This is a genomic window from Paenibacillus sp. FSL W8-0919 (genome assembly GCF_038003785.1).
Classification (GTDB): Bacteria; Bacillota; Bacilli; order Paenibacillales; family Paenibacillaceae; genus Paenibacillus_AQ; species Paenibacillus_AQ lactis.
In genome coordinates this window covers 1623845-1649088 of record NZ_JBBOPV010000001.1, presented here as the reverse complement: position 1 = coordinate 1649088, position 25244 = coordinate 1623845, and the positions used below count along the sequence as shown (strand labels likewise).

The 25244-nt window shown below is 54.8% G+C and carries 19 protein-coding genes; 5 read left to right on the top strand and 14 right to left on the bottom strand.

Annotated features, from left to right (window positions below; translation table 11 throughout):
- Positions 1 to 48: 48 nt before the first annotated feature.
- From NST44_RS07145 to NST44_RS07130, 4 genes are all read right to left on the bottom strand, one after another.
- Positions 49 to 2034 (bottom strand): methyl-accepting chemotaxis protein, encoded by a 1986-nt coding sequence (locus NST44_RS07145; RefSeq protein ID WP_340898565.1) that lies wholly within the window; start codon positions 2032 to 2034, stop codon positions 49 to 51.
- A 509-nt stretch (positions 2035 to 2543) separates the two neighbouring features.
- A complete protein-coding gene (locus NST44_RS07140; RefSeq protein WP_340898563.1) occupies positions 2544 to 4013 on the bottom strand; it encodes a catalase in 1470 nt (489 codons plus the stop codon).
- 196 nt (positions 4014 to 4209) lie between these two features.
- A complete protein-coding gene (locus NST44_RS07135; RefSeq protein WP_007128852.1) occupies positions 4210 to 5025 on the bottom strand; it encodes a winged helix family transcriptional regulator in 816 nt (271 codons plus the stop codon).
- Complete coding sequence (locus NST44_RS07130; RefSeq protein WP_007128853.1) at positions 5001 to 5396, bottom strand: Fur family transcriptional regulator; 396 nt, start codon at positions 5394 to 5396, stop codon at positions 5001 to 5003. The genes NST44_RS07135 and NST44_RS07130 overlap by 25 nt, the downstream gene beginning before the upstream one ends.
- A 199-nt stretch (positions 5397 to 5595) precedes the next feature.
- Between NST44_RS07130 and NST44_RS07125 the strand changes: the two genes are divergently transcribed.
- The 4 genes from NST44_RS07125 to NST44_RS07110 all read left to right on the top strand — a co-directional run bounded on the left by NST44_RS07125 (position 5596) and on the right by NST44_RS07110 (position 9755).
- Entirely contained in the window at positions 5596 to 6606 is a 1011-nt protein-coding gene (locus NST44_RS07125) for a D-alanyl-D-alanine carboxypeptidase family protein (RefSeq protein WP_340898561.1), read from the top strand.
- Between the two features lie 129 nt (positions 6607 to 6735).
- Positions 6736 to 7431 carry a response regulator transcription factor gene (locus NST44_RS07120; RefSeq protein ID WP_340898559.1) on the top strand — a complete coding sequence of 232 codons (696 nt, stop codon included), beginning with the start codon at positions 6736 to 6738 and terminating at the stop codon, positions 7429 to 7431.
- Positions 7424 to 8521: a sensor histidine kinase gene (locus NST44_RS07115; RefSeq protein ID WP_007128856.1), complete on the top strand. Its 1098-nt coding sequence runs from the start codon at positions 7424 to 7426 to the stop codon at positions 8519 to 8521. Before NST44_RS07120 ends, NST44_RS07115 begins: the two co-directional genes overlap by 8 nt.
- A gap of 121 nt (positions 8522 to 8642) precedes the next feature.
- Complete coding sequence (locus tag NST44_RS07110; protein WP_340898557.1) at positions 8643 to 9755, top strand: GGDEF domain-containing protein; 1113 nt, start codon at positions 8643 to 8645, stop codon at positions 9753 to 9755.
- Here NST44_RS07110 and NST44_RS07105 read toward each other — a convergent pair.
- The 4 genes from NST44_RS07105 to NST44_RS07090 form a co-directional block, all read right to left on the bottom strand.
- Positions 9752 to 10696, bottom strand: a complete 945-nt coding sequence (locus NST44_RS07105) for an aldo/keto reductase family protein (protein ID WP_007128858.1) — start codon at positions 10694 to 10696, stop codon at positions 9752 to 9754. The two genes, NST44_RS07110 and NST44_RS07105, sit on opposite strands and share 4 nt — an antisense overlap.
- Before the next feature lie 84 nt (positions 10697 to 10780).
- A complete protein-coding gene (locus NST44_RS07100) occupies positions 10781 to 11890 on the bottom strand; it encodes a Ger(x)C family spore germination protein (RefSeq protein ID WP_340898554.1) in 1110 nt (369 codons plus the stop codon).
- Positions 11887 to 12999, bottom strand: coding sequence for a GerAB/ArcD/ProY family transporter (locus tag NST44_RS07095; RefSeq protein ID WP_340898552.1), 1113 nt, complete (start codon positions 12997 to 12999; stop codon positions 11887 to 11889). The genes NST44_RS07100 and NST44_RS07095 overlap by 4 nt, the downstream gene beginning before the upstream one ends.
- The gene (locus NST44_RS07090) at positions 12992 to 14353 is read right to left on the bottom strand and encodes a spore germination protein (RefSeq protein ID WP_340898549.1); all 1362 of its coding nucleotides are present in this window, start codon (positions 14351 to 14353) and stop codon (positions 12992 to 12994) included. Before NST44_RS07090 ends, NST44_RS07095 begins: the two co-directional genes overlap by 8 nt.
- Positions 14354 to 14594: 241 nt before the next feature.
- Here NST44_RS07090 and NST44_RS07085 point away from each other — a divergent pair, with 241 nt between their 5' ends.
- Positions 14595 to 16148: an FAD-dependent oxidoreductase gene (locus NST44_RS07085; protein ID WP_340898547.1), complete on the top strand. Its 1554-nt coding sequence runs from the start codon at positions 14595 to 14597 to the stop codon at positions 16146 to 16148.
- Positions 16149 to 16352: 204 nt separating this feature from the next.
- On the opposite strand, the gene NST44_RS07080 is transcribed toward NST44_RS07085, so the two are convergent.
- From NST44_RS07080 to NST44_RS07055, 6 genes are all read right to left on the bottom strand, one after another.
- The gene (locus NST44_RS07080) at positions 16353 to 16805 is read right to left on the bottom strand and encodes a hypothetical protein (RefSeq protein WP_340898546.1); all 453 of its coding nucleotides are present in this window, start codon (positions 16803 to 16805) and stop codon (positions 16353 to 16355) included.
- A gap of 126 nt (positions 16806 to 16931) precedes the next feature.
- Positions 16932 to 18806 carry an ABC transporter ATP-binding protein gene (locus NST44_RS07075; RefSeq protein WP_340898544.1) on the bottom strand — a complete coding sequence of 625 codons (1875 nt, stop codon included), beginning with the start codon at positions 18804 to 18806 and terminating at the stop codon, positions 16932 to 16934.
- Positions 18803 to 20530 carry an ABC transporter ATP-binding protein gene (locus NST44_RS07070; RefSeq protein WP_007128865.1) on the bottom strand — a complete coding sequence of 576 codons (1728 nt, stop codon included), beginning with the start codon at positions 20528 to 20530 and terminating at the stop codon, positions 18803 to 18805. Before NST44_RS07070 ends, NST44_RS07075 begins: the two co-directional genes overlap by 4 nt.
- A 24-nt stretch (positions 20531 to 20554) precedes the next feature.
- Positions 20555 to 21097, bottom strand: a complete 543-nt coding sequence (locus tag NST44_RS07065) for a MarR family winged helix-turn-helix transcriptional regulator (protein ID WP_007128866.1) — start codon at positions 21095 to 21097, stop codon at positions 20555 to 20557.
- Between the two features lie 174 nt (positions 21098 to 21271).
- Positions 21272 to 22399: a ribosome small subunit-dependent GTPase A gene (gene rsgA / locus NST44_RS07060; RefSeq protein ID WP_034272399.1), complete on the bottom strand. Its 1128-nt coding sequence runs from the start codon at positions 22397 to 22399 to the stop codon at positions 21272 to 21274.
- Between the two features lie 437 nt (positions 22400 to 22836).
- Positions 22837 to 25125 carry an ATP-dependent DNA helicase gene (locus NST44_RS07055; RefSeq protein WP_340898536.1) on the bottom strand — a complete coding sequence of 763 codons (2289 nt, stop codon included), beginning with the start codon at positions 25123 to 25125 and terminating at the stop codon, positions 22837 to 22839.
- Positions 25126 to 25244: the final 119 nt, after the last annotated feature.

Genomic DNA, 25244 nt, shown 5'->3' with positions numbered 1-25244 from the left:
AACGTTCAGCTCGAAGCGCTGAAAACCACCCCGCTTCTTCTATAGCTGCTAAACCTTGAAACGCCGGACCAGCTCCTGAAGCTCCTCCGCCTGCCGGCTCAAATCCGTCGCCGACGCGCTTACCTCTTCCATCGAGGCAAGCTGCTCCTCGGAAGCGGCTGATATGGATTGCGTCCGTCCGGACGTCTGCTCCGAAATATTGCGAATCGCATCAATAGCCGTTCTCGCTTGATTCGCATCGCCCGCCAGCTGACGCGCAGCCTCGGCGGTTTCGCTTACTTGCCCGGTCACCTTGTGAACCGCCTTCTTAATGCGGGAGAAGGAGCGTCCGGTCAGGTCAGCCGCGCCGACGCCTTCGGAAACGTTCTCCTGAGCCGATGCCATTACCGCATTCGTCCGCTTCACCTCTTGCAAAATGGCGGCGATGAGCTCGGCGATATGCTGTGCCGATGCCTCGGAGCGATGCGCCAGGCTGCGAATTTCCGCAGCCACGACAGCAAAGCCTCTGCCGTGTTCTCCCGCTCTCGATGCTTCAATCGAGGCATTAAGCGCAAGCAGGCTGGTCTGCTTGGCAATCTCTCCAATCGTCCCGACGATGCCGCGAATTTGCTCCGACCGCTCGGACAGCTGGCTGATGACGCCGCCGAGCTCTTCCATCGAATGGTTGATGTCCTGCATCGTAGCCGCGGCCGTGATCACGGCCGTATTCCCTTCCTGGGCCAACTCTTCCGTCTGGTTCATGGCCCCTCTCATAACCTCGAGGAGAGAGGCAATGGAATCGGCATGCTGCGAGACTTGATTCATCCGCTTTACGATTTCCTCCACGGCGAAGAGCTGGCTCTCGCTGCCTGCCGCCACCTCCTGAATAGAGGAGGTCACATGCTGAACCGCCGCGGTATTTTGCATCGCGTTAGCCGATAGTTCCTCCGACGATGCAGACACATTCTCCGTCATTCCCATGACGCCATGCACCATTTCACGCAGATTATCCACCATGACCTGGAAATGGTCGGCCAATTCCCCGATTTCGTCCCGCTTGAATCCGTTCATCCGATAGGTCAGATCCCCATCGCTGATCACCTCGGTAGCCTTGCTCAGCTTGCGAATCGGCTTCAGCACCGAGCGGATATTCCATAAGGCCAGCGCAAACGCGCCAAGAAGCGACAACGCCATCACCAATACCATCGTATTCCGGATGCCGCGAACGGAATCTTCTACCTCCGAGAAATACATCGTACCGGCAATCTTCCATCCGGTCCTTTCATTGGTAAGGTAATTCAATTGCTTATCCTCGCCGTTATGCTCGTAATGGAAGTGCCCTTCCGGCTCCTCATACAAGCGGGATATCCAAGCCTCTTGCGCCAATGCGTCCGTCCCTGCCGCGTATTCCGGGTGGAATAAATAGTTTTGCTTCTGATCCAGCACCATGGTATAGCCTTCGCGTCCAACCTTGACTTCAACCAGATCACGGATCTGGGTAAGGTTCAGATCAATGCCGACCACGCCGGATCCATCCGGGAGCATCTGCGCAATCGTCACAACGATCATCGATCCGGCCTGTGATGCATAAGGCGTCGTAATAATTGGTTCGCCCTTGGCGGTGATGGCCAGCTTGTACCACTCGCTCTGTCTCGGGTCATATCCTTCAGGAAGCTCCTCTGTAGAGGCTCTCAGAATGCCGCCCCGGGCTGTCCCGGTAAAAATATCGACCGTTTCAGGGTGCAGCCCTAAATATTGCCGGAGCACCGCAGCGAGTCCTGTTTCGCTGCCCGATGCCAGCTCCTGATCGACCGCAGCCCCTTTGATCTTCCCGCTGAAATAGCTCAAGTCATGAATCTTATTTTCGATCGTCTGGTTGATGACATCATTCGCCGTCTCCACGCTGCGCGATGCGCTGCGCAAAATTTCCTCCTCCACGGTATGACTGGCATCGCGATAAGTAATATAACCGATCGCAAAGCTTGGAACGAGCAGCACCACAAGAAACGTGATGATCATGTTTCGCCGCAGCCGGTTGGTTCTCTTTGTCTTCATATGGTTCCTGTCCTTTCAATCCGCAGGGAGAACGCTCCCTCGTAACTAAAATCTTCCCTTCAACTTATCGGCATCCGGTAAAGGAATCGTTACATCCTACATGTGGTAATTATTTACAATTAAGATTGGGAGACTTGAGTTGGACCATGGTCCTCCGTGCGAGCGGCGGGTTACGGACAAGCGAAGCGGTCCTTGAAACACCCTGTTTGAAGCGGCTCACGGTTGACCTCAAGAAATTGGGATAACGGCAAGATGAGAAACGATTCATGCTAGAGCGTACTCCTCCCAAGGAAGGAGCGATCCTCCCGGCAAGATCCGAAACGATACGCTAGCGCCCCTTAACTAAAAAAGAGGCGCCCCAAAGATCTCATGATCTTATCGGCACCTCTTTATATATGATGGCTTCACGGCCTGCACAGCGGAAGAAGCAGACCGTTAGGCTCTGGCTCTTTGGCGGACAATCGACCAAGAAGTTATTCCGTAATGCCTTCCTTCGTTAAAGACGCGGTTTATACAGACTCCGGCTTATTTGCTGCCGGAATGAAGCCGCTCAGATCTACGCCGAGTCCCTCGGCCAGTCTGGCTCCGTATTCGGCATCCGCCCGGTAGAAGTTGCATACGGCCCGCAGCTGGATGTCCTGCTTCACCTGGCTCAGATCGGCAATCAGGTTGCGGAGCAGATTGTCTTTCTGCTGCTGGGTGAAGGAGCGGTACAGCTCTCCGGCTTGGGTGAAATCGTCCGTCTTCTCGATACGCTGGCGAACGACATGACCGCTAAGCGGCGCTTCGCTCTCCTGAACGGATGGATCCTCGACCGGTCCGGTCGTATAGCTGTTCGGCTCGTAGTTGACCGGAGACGGATCCTGCTTGACGTTCATCAGGCCGTCGCGCTGATGGTTGCGCACCGGTGCATACGGACAGTTGATCGGAATTTGCAGGTAGTTGGCGCCAAGCCGGTGACGCTGCGTATCCGGATAGGAGAACAGACGTCCTTGAAGGAGCTTATCCTCCGACGGCTCAATGCCGGGAACCAGCGCGCTTGGCGAGAAAGCGGCCTGCTCAACTTCCGCGAAGAAATTTTGCGGATTGCGGTTCAAGGTCATGGTGCCTACCGTAATGAACGGGAAGCGGTCCTCCGGCCATACCTTCGTTGGATCCAGGGGATCAAAAGGCAAATCGTCCATCTCCTCCGGCGACATCAATTGCACCACCAGACGCCATTTCGGAAAGTCGCCTTGCTCGATATGCTCGCGCAGATCCCGCGTAGCATGGTTGAAATCCTTGCCCTGCACTTCAACCAGCTCATCCGCATCCAGGGTTCGTACCCCTTGCTGCGATTCCCACTTATATTTCACATAAGTCACTTTGCCTTCGCTGTTGACCCATTTGAATGCATGCACGCTGAATCCGTCCAGCTCACGGTAGTTGGCCGGCGTTCCATGATCGGAGAACACCCAGGTCATCATATGCGTGGATTCCGGGGACAGCGTCATGAAATCCCAATACCGTCCGGGCTCTTGAATGTTGCTGTCCGGAGCCGGCTTCAAGGAGTGGACCATATCAGGGAATTTGATCGCATCCCGGATAAAGAAGACAGGGATATGATTACCAACGATATCGTAGTTGCCTTCCTCCGTGTAGAACTTCACGGCAAAGCCGCGCGGGTCTCGTGCCGTTTCCGGGGAACCTGTTCCATGGATGACGGTAGAGAATCGAACGAAGACCGGTGTCTCCTGCCCGATCTCCTGCAGGAAGGCCGCTTTGGTGTACGGCTTCATGTCATTCTCCACGACGAAGATGCCATGCGCCCCGGCTCCGCGGGCGTGAACGACGCGCTCCGGAATCCGTTCACGGTCAAAATGCGCGATCTTTTCAATCAGATGATAATCCTCCAGCAGCGTAGGACCGCGGCGGCCCGCCGTCTTCGAATTCTGATTGTCTCCTACGGGAGCTCCTTGGTTCGTTGTCAATCTATCCATGCGGAAAACCTCCATCATTTCTATAATTGATTTTAGACTGAATCTAAATCTATGAAATGATTGTATCATCCCGGAATTTGTCCGGTCATGAGTGTCGCATGAGCCTTCGATGAGCGTTGCGTGATTGACCAATGAGCATTCATGTTCATTCGATGAAGTTCTTATGAATGATCCGTGGCAGAAAAAAAGGAGGAGGTTAGTCCGCCAAGCGGTAACCTACTCCACGTACCGTCGCGATATAGCGTGGTGCTCCCGCATTATCGCTCAGCTTCTTGCGCAAGCTCTTGATATGCACGTCAACCACATTGCTGCCGCCCATAAAATCCGTGTCCCAAATCTTGCTCATCAGCTCCTCGCGGGTGCAGACGGCCCCCTTGCTATCCATTAGCAGCAGAAGCAGCATGTACTCCGTCTTGGTGAGATGAATCGGAGCTTGCCCGCGATGAACCGTCATTTTATCCCGATCAATGGTCAGATCCTTAAATACGAGACCTTTAGCTTCCTCATCACCGGCAGGAGCGGAGACGGGGGCGAACAGGCGGATCGTCCGCTGCACTTGGTACATCATCGTATCCTTGGAGCGAGCCGGCCAGACCATCAGCTCCTCGTTCATCAGACTAGCGCCGGCATTGCTCATAAGCTCCTCGCCAACAAGATAGAGGACCGGGATCGAAGGATGCTCCGGCAGCAGCAGCTCCCGTTCTTTGCTGAAGGCAGCCATGTCCCTGCAGCCGGTCATGTCCGCAATGATCAATCCGGTGTTCAGAGCCGTTTGGAGACGCGGCTCCCACTTCCGGAACATCATCACCTCGAAGCAGTTCTCCGTCAGCGTCATGAACATTTCATGAACCCGTCCAGGTGACCGGCTTAACAGCGCCGCGCGCATCGTCGTAGGACAAGCATCGCCGATCGCCATACCCGCTCCCGGATGCTGGTACAAGCTGGTCGTCTTCCAGTCCGGAAACGAATATACGGTCGCCATCTCCATTATTTCTTCCGTTTGGTTTGACATTCTGGACACACCCCCCCGAATACAACGTGAGCATGATGGATGACGTAGCTGGTTTCGCTTGCTACGGTGTCCGCCCAATCCTTAGGCACCTCCGTCATGACCTCGTCGACTTTGCCGCACACTTCGCAAATGATATGCTGATGCTCATCCGTCCGGGCATCGTACCGACTTGCGCTTTCGCCAAGCTTCAGCTCCCGGATCAGCTGCTTATCCGTCAAATAGCGCAAGGAGTTATAGACCGTCCCATACGCAAGATTATATCCTTTCTCCACCAGGCGGTTCATGATCTCCGCAGCCGTCGGATGGTCATGCGACTCCCGCAGCACATCGTATACCGCTTGGCGCTGTGTGGTTAGATTTAATGATTTCAAGGTATTCACCCTTTTAATTTATTTTTAGATCAAGTATAAATCTTATTTTGGTCAGGGTCAACCTTATAGAGATACTCAATTGCTGGTAATCTTTATGTTTTCTTAAGAATCCATTTACAATTCCTTTAGCTCGCGCGGTTACACTGGTTTATATCAATTTTCGGTACATATCCGCTAAAAAGGAGACGATCCATCCGTCATGGCAACGGTATCCAAGCCGCGTTTCTCTTCTTCAAGGCAGAGCGCTGATAACTCTTTGCCGTATCGTTCCCCGCGTCGGTCGAAGCCGGCGGAAAGACGTAAGGGACAAGCCGGCATGGCTCTGTGGTTCCTGGGTCTTTGCGTCAGCCTGCTCTTCTTTTACATTGTAAAAGTCTTCATTCCGCCTGCGATCGAGGCCCGTTCGGCCATTCTCATCCATGCCGAGACCGGAAGGGTGCTGTATGCCCAGCGGGCCGATCTTCCGCTTCCACCTGCAAGCATGGCCAAGATGATGACCGAGCTCATGGTCATGGATGCCGTCTCTTCAGGACGGCATGATTGGAACGAGACGGTACCCGTCAGCCGTTATGCCGAAAAAGCTCCCGGCTCCCAAGTCGGCATGAAGTCCGGGGAGACCTATACGCTTAGAGAAATGTTCGAAGCGCTGATTATTCATTCGGCTAATGATGCCGCCATCGCCATCGCCGAGCATCTAGCCGGAAGCGAGCGCGAATTCGTCGATAGCATGAACCGCCGCGCTAGGGAGATCGGCCTGTCAGGACGGACGGTATTTGCCAATGCATCCGGTCTTACCGCCAAAGATTTGAGCGGCTTTCCCGAAGCGGCCTCCGAAGGCGAGACGGTCATGACGGCAAGGGATGCAGCCATGCTCGCCAGGTGGCTGCTTCAGAACTATCCCGATGTGGTGGAGGTAACGAGCAAGCGCGACCTTTCGATCCCGCAGAAGGGAATCTCGCTGCACACGACCAATCTGATGCTTCCCGGCGAGCCGTATGCCTATGACGGCAGCGACGGCTTTAAGACCGGATACACCCGCTCCGCCGGCTATTGCTTCACCGGAACAGCGGCCCGGAACGGGGTCCGGCTTATCTCCGTCGTTCTTGGAACCGGCCATGCCGAACAGAGATTTACGGAGACTCAGAAGCTGATGGATTACGGATTCAGACGGCAAAACGCAATATTAGGCCTTTTTTCCATCCATATTTAGGGTAAACTGTTGCTAGGAGATACGACGCCGACCGAATACCTGCCTTAGGGGCAGCGACTCCATCGACGGAATGGTACATATATAGGATGAGCTGCCGTATCTAATGTGGATTTACTGGAGGATTCAAACGTGAGAAGCGTATTAATCGTTGACGATGACAAGGAAATATCGGGATTGATCTCGATCTACCTGGAGAATGAAGGATACCGGGTGATTCAAGCGCATGACGGGGAAGAAGCGCTGCTTGAGCTGAAGCTGCATCAGGGATCGGTGGATCTCGTCATCTTGGATGTTATGATGCCAAGGCTGAACGGGATCGACACATGCCGTAAAATCAGGGAAACCTCGTCCATCCCGATTCTGATGCTGAGCGCCAAGAGCGAGGATATGGACAAAATATTAGGCCTGATGACCGGCGCCGACGACTATATGATCAAGCCTTTCAATCCGCTGGAGCTGACCACGCGCGTGAAAAGCTTGATCCGCCGCTCCACCCAATACAACACGGGGCTCGCCCAGATGGACAGCGACCGCCTGCAAATCGATGGCCTGGATATCAACCGCACGACCCATGAGGTCAAAGCGAACGGCCGACCGGTCACCTTGACCGCCAGGGAGTTTGACATTCTGTACCTGCTCGCCCGTCAGCCGGGAAGAATCTTCAGCGCCGAAGACATCTTTCAGCAGGTGTGGAAGGAGAAATATTATGTCTCCAACAATACCGTCATGGTCCATATCAGCAACCTGCGGGACAAGCTGGAGAAGGAGCTCGGCTACAAGCTCATCCAGACCGTGTGGGGCGTAGGGTACAAAATCCATGCATAAGCTGCAGTGGAAGATCATCACCCTGTTCTTTGTGAGCGGGGCTTTGACGCTGTCCATCCTGTTCGGCTTCCAAAAGATCATGCAGGTGATCGGCCGGGAATACTGGCGGGAGCCTTGGGTAACCTCACTGTTCAACATCAGCCGCAGGCTGGAAAATATGTTCGGCTTTCCCGTCGCTGCCACCATCATCGGGATCATCATCTTCATCTTTGTCGTGCTGCTCATGAGCCAGAGCACCATTCGGCAGATCAATCAATTGATGCAGGGCACGGAGCGGCTGGCGCGCGGAGAGCTCGATCAGGAGATCAAGGTAAGCTCCGGGGACGAACTCGGCCAGATGGCCCTCCAAATCAACCAGATGGCCAAGCAGCTCAAGCTGTCCCTGGAGGAAGAACGGATGGCCGTCCAGTCCAAGAACGAGCTGATCAGCAATGTGTCCCACGACCTCCGCACGCCGCTGACCTCAATCATCGGCTATTTGCGATTAGTCAACGAAGACCGCTACAAGGACGAGGTCGAGCTCCGCTACTATACCGATATCGCCTATAGTAAGTCTTTGCGGCTCGGCAGGCTGGTCAACGATCTGTTCGAATATACCCGGATCGGTTATTCGCCTGTGAATCGTACCGATATTAACCTGGTTGAGCTGCTGGGCCAGCTGGCAGTCGACTTTTCATTAACCGGGCAAACCGTGAGGGGAGACGTGCAGGTACAGTTTACGCCTTCCGAGGAGAAGATCAGCCTCTCCGCCGACGGCGACAAGCTGATGCGAATCTTCGAGAACCTGCTGTCGAACGCGGTACGCCACGGCAAAGATGCCGGGAGGGTCGACCTGAAAGCGTTCCGGGACGGAAAGAGTGCCGTCGTTCAGGTGATCAATTACGGACCCCCTATTCCGCAGCATGCCCTCTCCCACCTGTTTGAACGGTTTTATCGGGCGGATGAATCCCGTACGGACCAGACCGGAGGCTCCGGTCTGGGGCTTGCCATCGTGAAATCTATCGTGGAGGCCCATGAGGGAAGCATCGAGGTGACCAGCAATACGGATCAGACCATGTTCGAAGTGCGCCTCCCTCTAAACGGTAGCTGAAAGCCACAAAATTTGGATTTTGTTCGACAGAATAATCTATTTTCCGATAAAATAGGGATGACTGTCCTTATCGCTCTGGGCGCATTTGTTCAGGGTTACGTGAAAGGAATGACTCCCTTACATGATCAACATCCTGTTTACCAACTTCTGTATTCTCGTAACTTTTCTATACGTATCGGGCCTGCTGTCCAGGCAATACGTAACGGGCTTCGATTCGCCCTCCCGCTCCGTTAAACTCTGCGGCGGGGTGCTCTTTGGAATCTACGGGATCATTCTGATGTATTACTCATTTCCGATCGATCCGAGATTTTTCGCCGATTTACGACATCTCGCCATCATTGTGATCGCCAGCTATCTCGGGTGGCTCCCGTCCCTGATTGCCGGATTGTTAATGGCCGTCGGGCGTGTGCTGCTCTTTGGCATGACCGGTTACTCCGCTGTAGCAGGCGCCGGAATGCTGGTGATTGGTATGATCTGCGGGCTTATCTCGTTAGCCCGATGGGACCGCCTGACTAAAATGATGACCATGTCCATCGCGAGCATGCTCGTGCTGTTCTTTGTGATTGCGTCGAACATTCCGGATCGCGATAAAGTGTTCAGCGTATTTACCCAACACCTGATTATCTCCCTGCTGGCCACGCTGGTCATCTACATGCTGACCGAGTATATCCATACATCCAATAAGCTGTTTCTTCAATTGAAAACATACGCCGAGACCGATTATTTGACCAGCCTGAACAATCTCCGTCAATTTGAGCAGCTGCTGTCCGAGCGCTTTCTGGAAGCCCAGCATTTCAGCGAACGTCTGGGGGTGCTCATGATCGATATTGACCATTTCAAAAAAATAAACGACACCTACGGCCATGCGGCCGGAGATGCCGTTCTGCAGCAGCTGAGCAAGGTGCTGAAGGATAACGCCCGCTCGTTCGACGAGGTATCCCGCAACGGCGGGGAGGAGTTCTCGGTCCTCGTCCCGGAAGCCACCATCGCCGAGACGACGGCCATCGCCGAACGGATCCGGGCCGCGGTGGAGCGTCACGCCTTCACGCTCGATAATGGCACGAAGCTGCATATCACGATATCGATCGGCGTTGCGGTCCATCCGGACACGATACGCTCCAGGGAAGCCCGCCAGCTGATGGAGCAGGCCGACCAAGAGCTGTACCGGGCCAAAAACAACGGGCGGAACCGCGTGTGTTCCGCCCCCGAAATCCATGACTATATGCTGGGTTAAGCGTTACTAAGGATATCCTCGATCGCGGACAGCGTATCCGGCGTCAGCTTGATGCCGGATGCTTTGACGTTCTCCTCCACCTGCTCGGGACGGCTTGCGCCGACGAGCGCGCTGGATACGTTGTCCTGGCGCAAAATCCACGCCAAAGCCAGCTGACCGACGGTGATGCCGAGCTCGTCCGCGATGCGCCCAAGCGATTGCACCTTCCGAATGCGGTCCTCGCTGATCTTGAGGCGATCCGCTCCCAGCTTGGACGCCCGGCTCTCTTCAGGCACATCCTGCTTGGCGTTGTACTTGCCCGTGAGCACCCCTTGAGCGAGCGGGGAATATACGACCTGGCCGATGCCTTTCTTCTCGCCGAGCGGAATGATTTCTTCCTCGATCTTGCGCTCGAACATGTTATACAGCGGCTGGTTCACCACAATCCGGTCCAGCAGGTAACGGTCGGCGATCGCCAGAGCGGCTTCCATCTGGGCGGCCGTCCACATGCTGACCCCGACATAGAGCACCTTCCCTTGCCGAACGAGGTCGTCGAGCGCCCGCAGCGTTTCTTCAAGCGGCGTCTCCTCGTGAAACCGGTGGCAGTAGTAAATATCAACGTAATCGGTGCCAAGACGCTTCAGGCTTGCATGGCACTGCTCCATAATGTGCTTGCGGGATAACCCCTGATCGTTGGGCCCGTCGCCCATTTTGCCGAATACCTTCGTTGCCAGCACGTAGGATTCACGCGGGAATGCTCGCAATGTCTCGCCTACGACGACTTCGGCCGCTCCCTGCGCGTACACATTTGCCGTATCAAAAAAGTTCACGCCGAGGCCGTAGGCGGTCTGAATCGACTTCACCGCATTATCACGCTCTACATACCCGCCGTACGTGAGCCAGCTTCCAAGACTGATTTCGCTTACCTTCAGTCCGCTTCCGCCCAATCTTCGAAATTCCATATCCAAGCCTCCTCTTCTACAGAGATTGATGCCTACATCCGTATTGTACCATTTTCCGGTACGCTAGAGGGAGGGAATCCCTGCTTACCGTTTGTAGCCGGTGGACTTGATTGTCATTTTGACATGAACATTGAACTTGGCCCTCGGGTAAATTTCAGCCCACTTCTCCATTTCGGTATCGTTATTCCAGTGGGTACCCCCGTATCGCAGCCCGAAGCCCAAGGGATCCAGTCCCGTCTTCTGGATCTTCTCCAGCAGCTTGGTAATCGACTCGGTCAGGTCCTTGTTGAACTCCTTCTCAATTTTGCGGAGTCCTGCAGGGGTCATCGGCGCCTTATCCTCTTTCTCCTCCAGGATGGCCGTGATGCTGACCTTATAATCGATGGTCTCCGCTCCCTCTTTGGATTCGTTGATTTTATAGCGGCTTCGGGTCCGGTCCGTGTTCACCTCGAACAATTCCCCTTCGATTTTAATACCGAAGTTGGTGCTTAAGTGCCGTTGGTCCAGCAAGTTATACAGCCTTGTCTCATCCCGCGTCAAGATCGTCTTCACCCGGCTCTTGTCCAATAAGGCAACCTTGTCAATGTTCAAAATCTCCTTCCCGGTCGCTTCAATGACCGGCATGACGGGATCCTCCCCGGTTTCCGTCATCCGCCTGCTTAAATCGAAGGAGTACGTCTTTGCAATGAAAGGCGATTCTGTCCCATCCTCGCTAAGCGCCAGAAAAATAGCGTTCCCGGCGATCCGCTCCGTCGCGGGCTGCACCTTCAGGACCGCCTCGGCCGTCGGAATGGCAACGGCCGGATACATCAGGAGCTGCATATCCCGCCTTCGGACGGTCCAGTCCTGAATTTTGCCGATATCCTGCCGGGCATACGCCTCCCCGTACAAGACCCCTTTGCAATGACCGAAGTCCAGCTCCTTGTCCACTTTGGACTTCGCCTCCCGGATCGCCTCCGCGATGCTGGTGGATTCCTGCGTAATCAGCACGGTTTTGACGTCCCCCGATTTCGGATCGCCTGTAGGGATCGCGATTTTAAAGCTGAACCGGTTCATGTCCGGATTCGTCTCCGAGACGTCGATGCCGATCGCTACGACGAAGAGCCGAAGATCGATATCCCGAAATTCGCACCCGCCGAGTATCATAATCGAACCGCAGATAAGGAGCGTATACCACGTTTTCAAGGATTTCACGCCCTCCTCCTCCTTCCTCTTCTTATTGCGGCGTAGATCAAAAGAATGACGAGCAGGATTTCACCCGCAAACCGGACGTCCAGGAACACAATCGCCATATCATTGAGCGTATACTGATTGATAACCGTGGCCAGCACGAAAATAACGACGGCGAAAAGGGCCAGAACCCACCACTCCGCCTTCCGTTTCTTAGGCAGCAGCGAGGGCTTCTCGCCTTCCAGCTTAAATCCTCCCAGAACCAGCTCTTTCCCCACATGCCAGTGGATAATCGAGTTCATCAGAGACAGGATCATATAGACGACAAAGAACACATAGATCATCCGCTCAATAATAAAATACCGGATTCGGAGCGCATCGACCGTCGAGAAAGCGGGATAGACATGCTCGCCTGCTCCATTGGCTCCCAGAATCCCGATCGGCCCAAAGAGCGATATGAACAGAGATACGATGCTTACCAGGATGATCGAGAACATGTACCTGACTTTGAATCGGCGGAAGATCCGGTTGAAGACCACCATGTTGATGTAGCCGGTATAAATATAAGTCGCTGCGGCTACAGTGCGGTAATTCGGCATATTCCAGGCGTAAGTCATAATTTGCCTTACGGAATCCCAGCTGAAATACGGATTACTGTAGACTCTCCAAGCCATATAGGCAATCAGCGGCATCGTTATGTACAGCACCATTTCCAGCGCGTAGAGCAGCGATTCCGAATCCAGCCTTGCGCTTAGACCGACAACGACGAGAAATCCGGTCAGAACGATATAAGGCGATACGTCCGGGCTGATGTAGCGGGACGTGATATCCATGAAACTAATCAGCGTAATTGCGCTGGAAAAGTACCATCCCAGTCCATACAATACCAACAGCAAACCCGAAATCCAAACCGGAAACACCGAATGGAAGATTTCCGGCAGCCCTTCTCCCGGAAATCGTTGTAGTATCTTGGCGAAGACATACATCAGGATCGATCCGGCCGGGACCGCGATCAGGATGGACATCAGCACTCCGTCGAACCGGTCCTGGATCAGGATGCGAGGCACATAGTTGATCAGGTTGATCGAAGCATTGAGCAGAAAGAGATAGTAGAAGTATTTGTTCCTAACCACTCTGCTGATCTCCCTTCCTTCTCCACTCGATCGCAAACATCTTCAGATACGGCTTACCGAAGGAGCGCAGACTGGTCAGGTACATGATCAGCGAGACGATCCCAAGGACGATGCCGACCAGGCCGAAGAAGGTGGATAGGACAATGAATAAGTATTTAGTAACGCGGATCCCCATGCTCATCATCGTAATTGGAATCACGAAGTTCGTAATAGCCACCGCCGCAACGAGAATAATCATGACGTTGCTGACCAGGCCGGCTTCCGTAGCGGCCGTGCCCAAGATAAGACCGCCTACCGTTGTGGCCGACTGGCTGACCGCTTTCGGAAGGCGGACGCTCGCCTCGACGAGAAATTCCATCGCCAGCAGCATGAAGATGACCTCGAAGGAGGACGGATAGGGTACCGTTGCCCGGCTTCCCGCAATCAGCAGCGTAATCTGCATCTTCAGAATTTCCGGATTGTACGATGTAAAAGCTACGTACAAACTCGGCATCATGACCGTAATGAACAGGGCGATATACCGGATAGCCTTCAGGAACCAGCCAATGGGCGGCAGCTGGGTCTTGTCGTCCATCGCCGTGAAGAAATCATTAAAGATGGCCGGGAGCACTAAGACGTACCCGGTGGAGTCCATAAGCACGCATATCTTCCCCTGCGATATGTTCAGCACGGCCCGGTCCGGACGCTCGGTGAGCATCAATGTCGGAAACAGCCGCAATTTCGGATGCATCGTATGCCGCTCAATCTCAGAAGCAGACTGAATGATATCCGTCTTGAGCTCGGATAGCCGCTTCTTCAGCTCCTTCAGCACCGAGTGATCTACTTTCGCTTCGTCATACATAATAATGAGCCGGGTTTGGGAGATCCGACCGACCGTCATGAACTCCGTCTTTAAGTCCGTCGTCTGATAACGGTGACGGATCAAGTTGAGATTCACCTCGATATTTTCCGTAAAGGAATCGTCCGGTCCCTGCATTACATTCTCCGTGCTTGCCGGTTGGACGGGTCCAGCATTGACCAGCACGGCATCGAGCAGCAGCACCCGGTCGCGGATGAAGATCGCAACGCAGCCTCTAAGCATATTGCGCAGCAGCTCCTGCTTATCCTTAGGCTCCAGGCTTGACGGGAACGACCGGATAAATCGCTCGAACAGCTCCATGGAGTTCAGCTCGTAGAATCGGTTGATCAAATTGTCGTTAACTAGGATGGGGTCGCACATACTTTTGAGATAGATGAGATGCGCATGCCCTTCCTCATTCTTCAGCTCACGCTGCTCAACATCCCCGATATTCTTCAACTGCTCCTGCAGGCATTTCCTTGCTTCTTCGGCTTGCAGCTTTTGGTCGGTGGCCATGATCGATCCCTCCTTTATCATTGACAAGCAAACCGCTCATGTCCTTCTATTTTCTGTACAAATGTCCCAAATTATTAACAATCAACCAGAAAAGTTTGCCGGGATTCGCAAGCTTCGGGAAAGCACCCTATTTTTCACGCCGGTCTTCTCGTTTCTAATTGGTCTATTGTGGTAATAATGGGGACAAGCGTATTGGAGAAACAGCAGCTGAAATTATAGAGAGACTAAAGGAGGAATCCAGATGAACCCATCGGGCACATCTTATCATCAATTGCCCCGGTATCCGGAATCGCTGTGGAGAGCAACGACCGAGCTCCCTTCCTTTCCGCGGCTCGCGGAGGATATTGAAACGGACGTCGCGGTAGTCGGCGCAGGCATAACGGGCATTACGACCGCCTATTTGCTCGCAAAGGCCGGGAAGGATGTCGTACTTCTTGAGGCGGGGAAAATCTTCAACGGAACGACCGGTTATACGACCGCGAAGGTTACGGCTCAGCACGGACAGATCTACCATGAGCTGATCCAGCATTTTGGAGAGGAACAGGCGCGCCTCTATTATGAAGCGAACCGGGAAGCCATTGAGTTTATAAGAGATATCGTAGGCGGAGAGGAAGACAAGTTCGGACTGAAGCTGGAGGATGCCTACATCTATACAGAGCAGGATGGCAAAACGCTCGAGAAGCTGGAGCAGGAATACCGGGCATACGAGAAGCTGGACATTCCAGGCGAATGGACGGATCGGCTTCCATTGCCGATTCCGGTAACAGGAGCTGTGAAAATGCCGGGACAATACCGGTTCCATCCCCTGCACTATGTCAAGCATCTGACCGAGGAGTTTCTGAAGCTTGGCGGGCGCATTTATGAAAATACGACCATTGGAGGAAAGATTGAGACCGATGGTCCGCTGTCGCTGCAGACCAAACGGGGCAATCATCGCATCACGTGCAAATACGCGGTGTCCGCCTCGCATTTCCCTTTTCATGACGGCAAGGGCCTCTATTTCTCCAGGCTGCACGTCGAACGTTCCTATGCCATTGCGGTTAAGCCGGAGACCGCGTATCCGGGCGGCATGTATTTGAGCGTGGACAATCCGACCCGTTCCCTTCGGTCCGCATCGTACCAGGGCGAAGAGCTCGTCATTGTCGGCGGGGAGAATCATGCGACAGGCCGCAGCATCTGTACCCATCAGCATTATGAGAACCTGGAGGTGTTCGCAGGAAATCTGCTGGGGGCAATCTCCATCCCTTACCGCTGGTCCGCACAGGATTTGATCACGCTGGATAATGTCCCGTATATCGGGCCGATCACAGCGGACGAGGACCGAATCCTGGTAGCAACGGGATACCGGAAGTGGGGCATGACGACAAGCACGCTAGCGGCCCACATCATCAGCGATCACATCCTTGAAGCCGACAACCGGTACGCCGAATTATTCAGCCCGTCCCGGTTTAAGGCGGATCCGTCCATTAAAACCTTTATCGTTCAAAATGCGGCCGTTGCGAAGGATCTGGTGTCCGGCAAAGTGGATATGTCCGATGCGGATATGTCCACGCTTCAGAACGGAGAAGGCGCCGTGGTCCGCCATAACGGGCAGCGCGCCGGCGCTTATAAGGATGAAGAGGGCAAACTGTTTCTGGTGGACACCACCTGCACGCATATGGGCTGCGAAGTAGAGTGGAACGAGGGCGAGCGTTCCTGGGACTGTCCTTGTCACGGTTCCAGATACGGCTATAACGGCGAAGTGCTGGAGGGACCGGCGACTGAGCCGCTCAAGCAGCTGGACCCGGAGAGCTGATCCATAACGCAGAACCAGATGGATAAGCAGGTTCAACGCTGGCTAGGTCATTTGCAGTTGATGGGGCAAATGGCTGTCTGTCCACGTGTTGCGTTCTGTTTTTCTCATTCAAAAGCATTCAAAAAAAGGCACCCCTTACGGGTGCCTTCATGTATTTGTAAGACGTCCAGCATGGAATTTCGGCCGACGACAGTTCAGCATGAATTAGGCGCTAACGGTTGCCGGTTCTTCCCGATATGCCTCGAGCGATTGATCCACGATAACCTTCACCAGGGACGAATCCACGTCGCTTATCCAAGGCATCGCAAGATTCCAGGCATTCTCCTCAATTTGCCGCAGGATCCGCATGTCTTCCCATTCATCAACCGATGAATCCAGCAGATCGCACAGCTCGGATAATTGGCCGTCCATCGAATGACCCAGTTCATGCGCGAAGACGACAGCATAATAAGCGTACACCTGTTCAAGCGATCCGAACAATTGCAGGCACTGCTGGCGAATGACCTCCGTATACATGGTCACGCTGTGATCGCCTATGGCATATTTCCCTCCGACTAACCGGCCCCCCGGGAAATAGCCGTCCAGCTGTACGGTAACGCTGCTGCCCGACCGACGTAGAAGCTCTTGCGTAATGCGGTTCAGTTCAGACTTATTCAATAATGATCATGGCTCCCTTAAAAAGTATAAACAACATTATAGTAGAACCCTATGAAATTGCAACAAGAAATATGCTGTTCAGCTTGCTGTTACGGGCTTTTTCGCCGGCTTCCATGCCTACGAAAATCATCCCGCTTCGGGCTGATCGCTGAACTGGCTGTTGTACAGGTCCGCATAAAATCCGCCTTGCGACAGAAGCTCATCATGCGTCCCTTGTTCGATAATGCTGCCCTTGTTCATCACCAGAATGAGGTCCGCATCCCGAATCGTCGACAGCCGGTGTGCGATAACGAAGCTGGTCCGATTCTTCATCAGCTCCTTCATCGCCTTCTGGATATACAGCTCCGTCCGCGTATCGACGCTGCTTGTCGCCTCATCCAGAATCAGAATGGCCGGATTGGCCAGAATCGCCCGCGCAATCGTCAGAAGCTGCTTCTGCCCTTGCGAGATGTTGGATGCCTCCTCGTTCAGCACCGTGTCATACCCGTCCGGCAGCGTCCGGATAAAGTGGTCCGCATGCGCGGCCTCCGCCGCCCGTATGATCTCTTCTTCGGTTGCGCCTTCGCGGCCGTATCCGATATTATCCCGGATCGTGCCGTTAAAGAGCCATGTGTCCTGAAGCACCATTCCGAACAAGCTTCTCAAGTCGCTTCGCTTCATGGAGGCAATATCCTTGCCGTCGATCATAATGCGGCCGCCGTTAACCTCATAGAAGCGCATCAGCAGATTGATCAGCGTTGTCTTCCCGGCTCCCGTCGGGCCGACAATCGCGACGGTCTGGCCCTGCCGGACATTCACGTTCATATCTTCGATAAGCAGCTGATCCTCCTTGTACCCGAAGCTGACATGCTCGAAGGACACGTCCCCGCGAGGATGCCGGAGCACGGCAGGTGTGGATGATTCGGCCACTTCCTCCTCTTCGTCCAGCACCTCGAATACCCGCTCCGCCGAAGCAATCGTCGATTGAATGACATTCGCGATATTCGCCAGCTGCGTAATCGGCTGCGTAAACTGGCGCGAATATTGAATGAACGCCTGAATGTCCCCGATCTTGATCGCCTGTCGGGTAACGAGCACCCCGCCGACAACGCTCACGATCACGTAGCCGATGTTCCCAACAAACCCCATCAGCGGCATAATCGTGCCTGATATGAACTGCGCGCGCCATCCGGCCTCATACAGCTTGTCGTTGACCTCATCAAACCGCTCCACCGACTGGCGCTCCCGGCCGAATGCCTTCACGACCTTGTGGCCGGTGTACATCTCCTCGACATGGCCGTTCAGCTGCCCCAGATGCTTCTGCTGGGCTACAAAATGCTTCTGCGACCGCTTGGCCACCATCATCGTCACGATCACGCTGAGCGGCAGCGTCAGAATGACGACCAGCGTCAGCAGCGGACTGATGGTCAGCATCATCACGATCACCCCGAGCAGCGTGACGGCCGAGGTAATCATCTGCGTCAAGCTCTGCTGCAGCGTGCCGGCAATGTTGTCCATGTCGTTGGTTACCCGGCTGAGCGTCTCCCCGTGGGTACGGGCATCAAAATATTTAAGCGGCAAACGGCCGAGCTTATCGTATACCGCCTTCCGCAGATCGTATACCGTTCTCTGCGCTACGCCAGCCATTACATACTGCTGGACGTAGGCGAACAAAGAGCTGAGGAGGTACAGCCCGGCCAGCCACAGCAGGATGCGCTGGATCGCAGCGAAGTCAATGCCCGCTCCCGGTTCGCCTTTCATTTTCGCCAGGAAGCCTTCAAACAGGATCGTGGTCGCATCGCCCAGAATCTTCGGGCTTACGATGCCAAAGATCGTGCTCAGCATCGCCGCAGCCAGAACGATCAGCAGCTTGCCGGTGTGCGGCTTCAGATAGGTCGTCAGTCTCCGGAAGGTTCCCTTGAAGTCCTTGGCTTTCTCCGCAGGCATGCCCGGGCCGTGCGGGCCGCCGAAGGGACCGCCGCCATGACCTCTTGGATGTCCTCCGCGCTTCTTCTCGCTCATGCGATCTCCTCCTCCGAAAGCTGGGAAATGACAATCTCGCGGTACACTTCGCTCGTATTCATGAGCTCCTCATGGGTGCCCATGCCCGCGATCCGCCCCTCATCCAGCACAATAATCCGATCGGCATCCATCACCGTGCTGACCCGCTGAGCGACGATCAGGACGGTGGCGTCACCGGTCTCCTCCCTTAATGCTGCACGTAGCTTCGCGTCCGTCTTGAAGTCCAGCGCCGAGAAGCTGTCGTCGAAAATATAGATTTCCGGCCGGCGCACGAGTGCCCGGGCAATCGAAAGACGCTGCTTCTGTCCGCCTGACACATTGCTGCCTCCCTGCGAAATCTCGGCATCATAAGCGCCTTCCATCGCTTCGATGAAGTCGGCGGCCTGGGCAACCTTCGCCGCGTGCCGGATCTCCTCGTCCGTCGCGTCCTCTTTACCGTAGCGGATGTTATCCGCGATGCTGCCCGTGAACAGGAGCGCCTTCTGCGGAACGAATCCGATCCGCTGCCGGAGCTCTTCCTGCCGCATCTCCCGGATATCGGTTCCATTGACGAGAATACGCCCTGAAGTTACGTCATAGAAACGCGGGATCAGGCTGATCAAGGTCGATTTGCCGGATCCGGTTCCGCCGATAATGGCCGTTACTTCACCCGGTCCCGTACGGAAGGAGAGATTCGATACCGCCGGCTCCTCCGCTCCGGGATAGAAGAACGTAACATCCTGGAACTCGACAGCGGCCTTCTGAAGCCCCGGCTTTCCAGGCTCTTTCGGATCATGAATGTCCGGCTGCATATGGAGCACTTCGTTGATCCGGACGGCGGACGCTTGCGCGCGCGGAATCATGACGAACATGACCGACAGCATAATGAGCGAGAACATGATCATCATGGCATATTGAAGAAACGCCATCAGATCGCCGACCTTCATATGGGCATCGTTGATGCGATGCGCCCCGAACCAGACGATCGCAATCGTCGCAAAGTTCATGACCAGCATCATGACCGGCATCATCGCCCCCATGATTTTGTTCACCTTGATCGAGGTCGCCGTCAAATCCTCATTCGCATCGTTGAAGCGCACGGTTTCATGCGCGGCACGGTTGAAGGAACGGATGACCCGGATCCCCGTCAGATTCTCCCGCACCACGCGGCTCAGCGTATCGATCTTGACCTGAATCGCTTTAAAGAGCGGAATTCCCTGCTTCGCAATAAGGAAGATCGCCAGTGCGAGAATCGGCAGCACGGCGAGGAGAACGGTGGTCAGGCCCGGATCCCTCGAAATGGCCATGACGATGCCCCCGATGCACATCATCGGCGCAATCGCCATCATGCGCAGGATCATGATCGTTACCTGCTGAACTTGCGTAATGTCATTCGTCGTACGGGTAATAAGCGATGCGGTTCCGATCTTGTCAAACTCCTGGAGCGTAAAATTCTCAACATGAGAGAACACGCGGCCCCGCACAATACGTCCGAACCCTGAAGCCGCTTTGGACGCCAAATAACTGGCTGCGATCGCGCAGACCATTCCTCCGGAGGCGACCAGAAGCATAACGCCTCCCACCCGCCAAATATATGGCACATTGCCAAGCGTGATGCCTTTATCTACAATGTCCGCCATCAAGGTCGGCAGATACAAATCCGATAAGCATTGAAAGAATGTAAACAATAGGACCAGCAGCACCGCAGTCCGGTACGGTCTCATATAACGAAACAGCTTAAGCAAAGCGAACCACCCCCTGATCGTGACTTATGTTTCCTGCGATCGTTGTTGCTCCTGATAATGGTATACCTTCATGAGGAGGTCCGCGAGTTTAACGCTGTCCTCTTCGCCAAGATATTCGACCAGGCCGTTAAAACGGCTTGCGACGTCTTGATACACCTGCTGAACGACCTGGACCCCCTCCGCAGTTAGCTTCACGCGGACAGCCCGGCGATCGTTCTCATCCATCACCCGCTCGACGAGTCCTTTCCCCTCCAGACCGTTGATGAACTGCGTGATGGTTGGAGAGGTGACATTCATCATGCTGCTGATCTCCGACACCTTCATGCCGGGCCCGCCAAGCCTGTTAAAATGCATAAGACCCATCAGCACACGGACTTCACCCGGTGTGTAGCCCGAAATCATGTGCCGATCCCACTCCTGCTTGTGAAACATACGAATGCTGTGCAGAAGCCTTCCGGCAATACTGTCGTCAGGCAGTCTCCCTGGGTGATGACAGCCTTCCGGCGAGTCCGGGTCTCTCCCGGCTTGATGACGCTTATGTAAATCTGGATGAAATTCCTGTGACATCGTCCACCTCCTGCGCATAAAACCGTAACCATCCGGCCGGGATGGCCGGGCGGTTACAATCCAAGCATGCAACGAATTAGTTAGCCTGCCTATTAATTAGGCAACCTAAATATAATCCCTGGCGAAGATCGATGTCAAGTTCAGTTCAACCCGCAGCTCCCATGAAGGCCCGAGTTACTCATCCATCAGCTCGAAATACGATCCGGCATGCGCGTTACGGCTCCTGGCCGCATGCTTTCCGCCAGGCTTCTTGCCTTGCTTCTTCTGGCGCCGCGTGTTGGCCTGTTCCTTGCGGGCCTGATGGGCCAGCTCTCTCTCGGTTTTTCTATAATTCGCGTACCGATCGGCATCCAGCGTCCCAGCCTGGAGTGCCTCCTGGACCGCGCATCCATCCTCCTTCTCATGCCGGCAGTCGTGAAATCTGCACTGCGCCGCGAGCGAGGAGATGTCTGCGAATGCCGCCTCCCAGCCATCCTCCGATTCCCACAGCTGAAGCTCCCGCATGCCCGGCGTATCAACCATGATCGCCCCGCCCGGCAGCACAAACAGTTCGCGGTGCGTCGTCGTATGACGTCCTCTGGCGTCCTCTTCGCGGATGCCCTGAACCCGCTGAACGTCTTGGCCGGACAGCCAGTTCAGCAAGGTCGATTTTCCGGCGCCCGACGAGCCCGTTACGGCCACCGTCGTGCCAGGGGTCAAATAGCCCTGCAGCTGCTCCTTTCCCTGATCCAGCAGCGAGCTGACGGCGTGAACCGGCACCCCCGGAGCCGCAGCTTCGACGAGGGCGGCATGCGATTCCGGAGAATCGCATAAATCCGCCTTGGTCAGCAGCACGACCGGCTGGGCTCCGCTCTCCCACACGGCGATCAAGTAACGCTCGATTTTGCGGATATTAAAATCCTTATTAAGCGCATTGACGATAAATACGGTGTCGATGTTGGCGGCAATGACCTGTTCGTCCGGCACGCTCCCGGCCTCCCTGCGGGAAAACGCCGACTTGCGCGGCAGCAGCTGGTGAATCACCGCCCTCGGTTCGCCCTGCAAGGGCTCCACCATAACCCAATCGCCGACAGCCGGGAAATCGCTCTTGCTGGCTGCCTCATATTCATATTTTCCCGTTACGGCGGCCGTCATCTCTCCATCTGGCGTGACGATCCGGTATTGCTTCGAAAATTGGGCGACGATGCGCGCAGGCACCAGGCGTTTGTCCCGCTGGATCGATTGGAGCGCTTCCTTCGCCGCCCGGTCCCAATCTTCATTCCATCCATAGTCGTTTAATGGCTTCATGTTTTGATTTGTCAAAATGGTTGTTTTCTCCTTATCTTGTTTAGGTTTAGGTGTTTCTGAACAACAAAAAAACCGCAGAATCATATTCTGCGGTCCATCTTGAATACAGCCTAAGAAAGACGCCCTCCCGGCCAAACGGGCTAAAAAATCCCCGTTTATGCCGGTGACGTTAAACCTATGCATATACCAAAAAGACCCGCAGAATACCAATCACGGTCTCCTGAGGGTCTTAATCTTAGCGAATCATGCAAGGAGCAGTCCTTAAACCTTTAGCGCCCCAAGCCTATTCAACTTATCGATAACCCGTTCGAGGAGACCTAGCGCCGACAATTTGTCATCATTCATATACATCATCATGGTCATCAGCCTCCTTGTGCTCGTAAATATATCCGTATTATAGATTCCGCCGCAGCGGCTGTCAACTTTTTCCTGACGCTTGTACCGCGCTCGGGCTAAATCCGCTTATAATGCCGCCATTCCTCTGGCAAGAGCATGCTGTACTGCCGGTTAAGAAACCGGTCATCAACCAGCGTCAGCGTGCCGGTGTCATGCTCGGAGCGGATCAAGCGGCCTCCGGCCTGCAGCACCTTGTTCATGCCGGGGTATACATAAGCATAGTCATAGCCCCTTTTGCCGGTACGGTCGAAGTAATCCTTGATAATATCATTCTCGAAGGACAGCTGCGGCAGCCCTACGCCTACAACCACAACGCTGGAAAGCCGCTCTCCCTTCAGATCAATGCCTTCCGAGAAAATGCCGCCCATCACCGCGAAGCCGATCAGCGGCTCCGCAGCATCGGCCTGAAACGCCTCGAGGAAGTTCTCCCGCTCCTCCTCACTCATGCCATGGCCCTGAAGCAGCGTCCGCCATCCGGGATTACTCTCGGTAAACGCCTTGTGAATATCCTGCATATAGGGATAGGACGGCAGAAAGATCAGCGTATTGACCGGCTTCTCCCGAACCAGCTCGCTCAGCATGCGCACGATCGCATCCTTGCTCTGCTCGCGGTCCTTGTATCGGGTCGAAAGCGGCAAGATCCTCACATCCAGCTGCTCCCGGGAAAAAGGCGACGGAATGGACAGGCTGTAATCCTCCTCTTCCGCCCCCAGCATATCCCGGTAATAACCGAGGGGCATCAGGGTCGCCGAGAAAAAGACGGCCGACCGGTAGTTCTTGCCCGCCTTCTGCAGCAAATCGGACGGATCCAGACAGAACAGCTTCAAATACACCTCGCTTTGACTGATCTCGGCGTACGTGACGAAGCGGTCGTCATAAAGCTTGGAGATCCGCAAATATCCCTGCGCGGCAAAATAGCACTCCAAGAGCGCATCCGCCTCTTCGCCGCTCTTCCCGGTCATCAGCTCGGCCTCGGCCTGCAGAACGAAATCCTCCAGCAGCTCGTCCATCATTTCCGGCTGCTGCGAGCCGACGAACCGCTCCTCCTCCCCGCTGACCTTGCGAATGACGATAAACCGGTTATTGACCCGCTTCGCGGCATGGTACAGTCCCGGATTACTTTCTTTATACGCCCGCTGAATGTCGAGGAAAGCCGATTTGTACAGCTCCGCCGAGAACATCCCGCGCGCCCGGTCCACCAGATTATGCGCTTCGTCGATCAGGAGAACGCTGCGCTTCTTCACTTCCTCGGGCATCCGTTTAAAGGATACTCTCGGATCAAAAACATAGTTATAGTCGCAGATCACGACATCGGCCGCATACGAGGCATCCAGGGAAAATTCGAACGGGCAGACCTGATGCTTCCGCGCATACGTCTCAATGACCGACCGGGTGATCAGCGTTTCGTTGCCCAGCAGGTCCAGAAGCGCGGCATTGATCCGGTCGTAGTAGCCTTCCGAGAAGATACAGCCCTCCTGACCGCAGCCTTCGGCCTCGCTGAAGCAGATCTTATCCTTAGCGGTCAGCGTGACGGCATGCGTATGCAGTCCCTGGCGTTCCATCAGAGCCATGGCCTCCTCCGCTGCCGTACGGGTAATCGTCTTCGCCGTCAAATAAAAGATGCGCGACAGCAGGCCCTCGCCGATCGCCTTTACCGACGGGAACAAGGTCGATATCGTTTTGCCGATGCCGGTCGGCGCTTTGGCGAACAGCCGCCGGCCCTCTTCAATGGTTTTATAGACCGAGCCCGCCAGCTTGCGCTGTCCCTCCCGGTAAGCCGGAAACGGAAACGCCAGGCTCTTGATGCTTCGGTCCCGCCGCTCCGCATGATCCCGGAGCAGACGGGCATAAGGGGCGTAAGCGGCTATGACTTCTTCGACGAAGGTCACCAGCTCATCGATGCTGAAGCTGCGTTCAAACTGCTTTCGCTCGCCGCTCGGCACCTGGAAGTACGTCAGTCTGACCTCCATCGTTTCAATACCATGCTGCTTCGCATACATATAGGCGTACATCTTCGCTTGCGCCCAGTGTACGGGATAGCTGTCCTCCTCGATTTGGGAAAGGTCTCCCGAGGTCGACTTGATCTCATCAATCATGATCCGATCATCCTTCCGGATCAATCCGTCGCATCGTCCCTCTACGACAAACAGCAGCTCCTCATATGCAATTTCGGCCTCCAGCTGGACCTCTTTCTGGTCGTTCTCTCCGTATTCGCGCTGAACCTGCTGATGCGCCCTTGTCCCTTCCGTGAGGGAAGCAGCGCTGCGGAACCCCGAAACGATGCTGCCGCTGCGAAATACATACTCCACCAGCGGCCTAACGGATATTTGTATCGTATGCGGCATGTCGGTCTCCTTCGCTCCCATAGTGTTTGGTGCTGTAATTATACCAAACATCCGTTCCTCACGGGTAGCGAGATGCACCGATTTAAGGTTGGCCAACCGAATGGAAACCGATGTGTGAC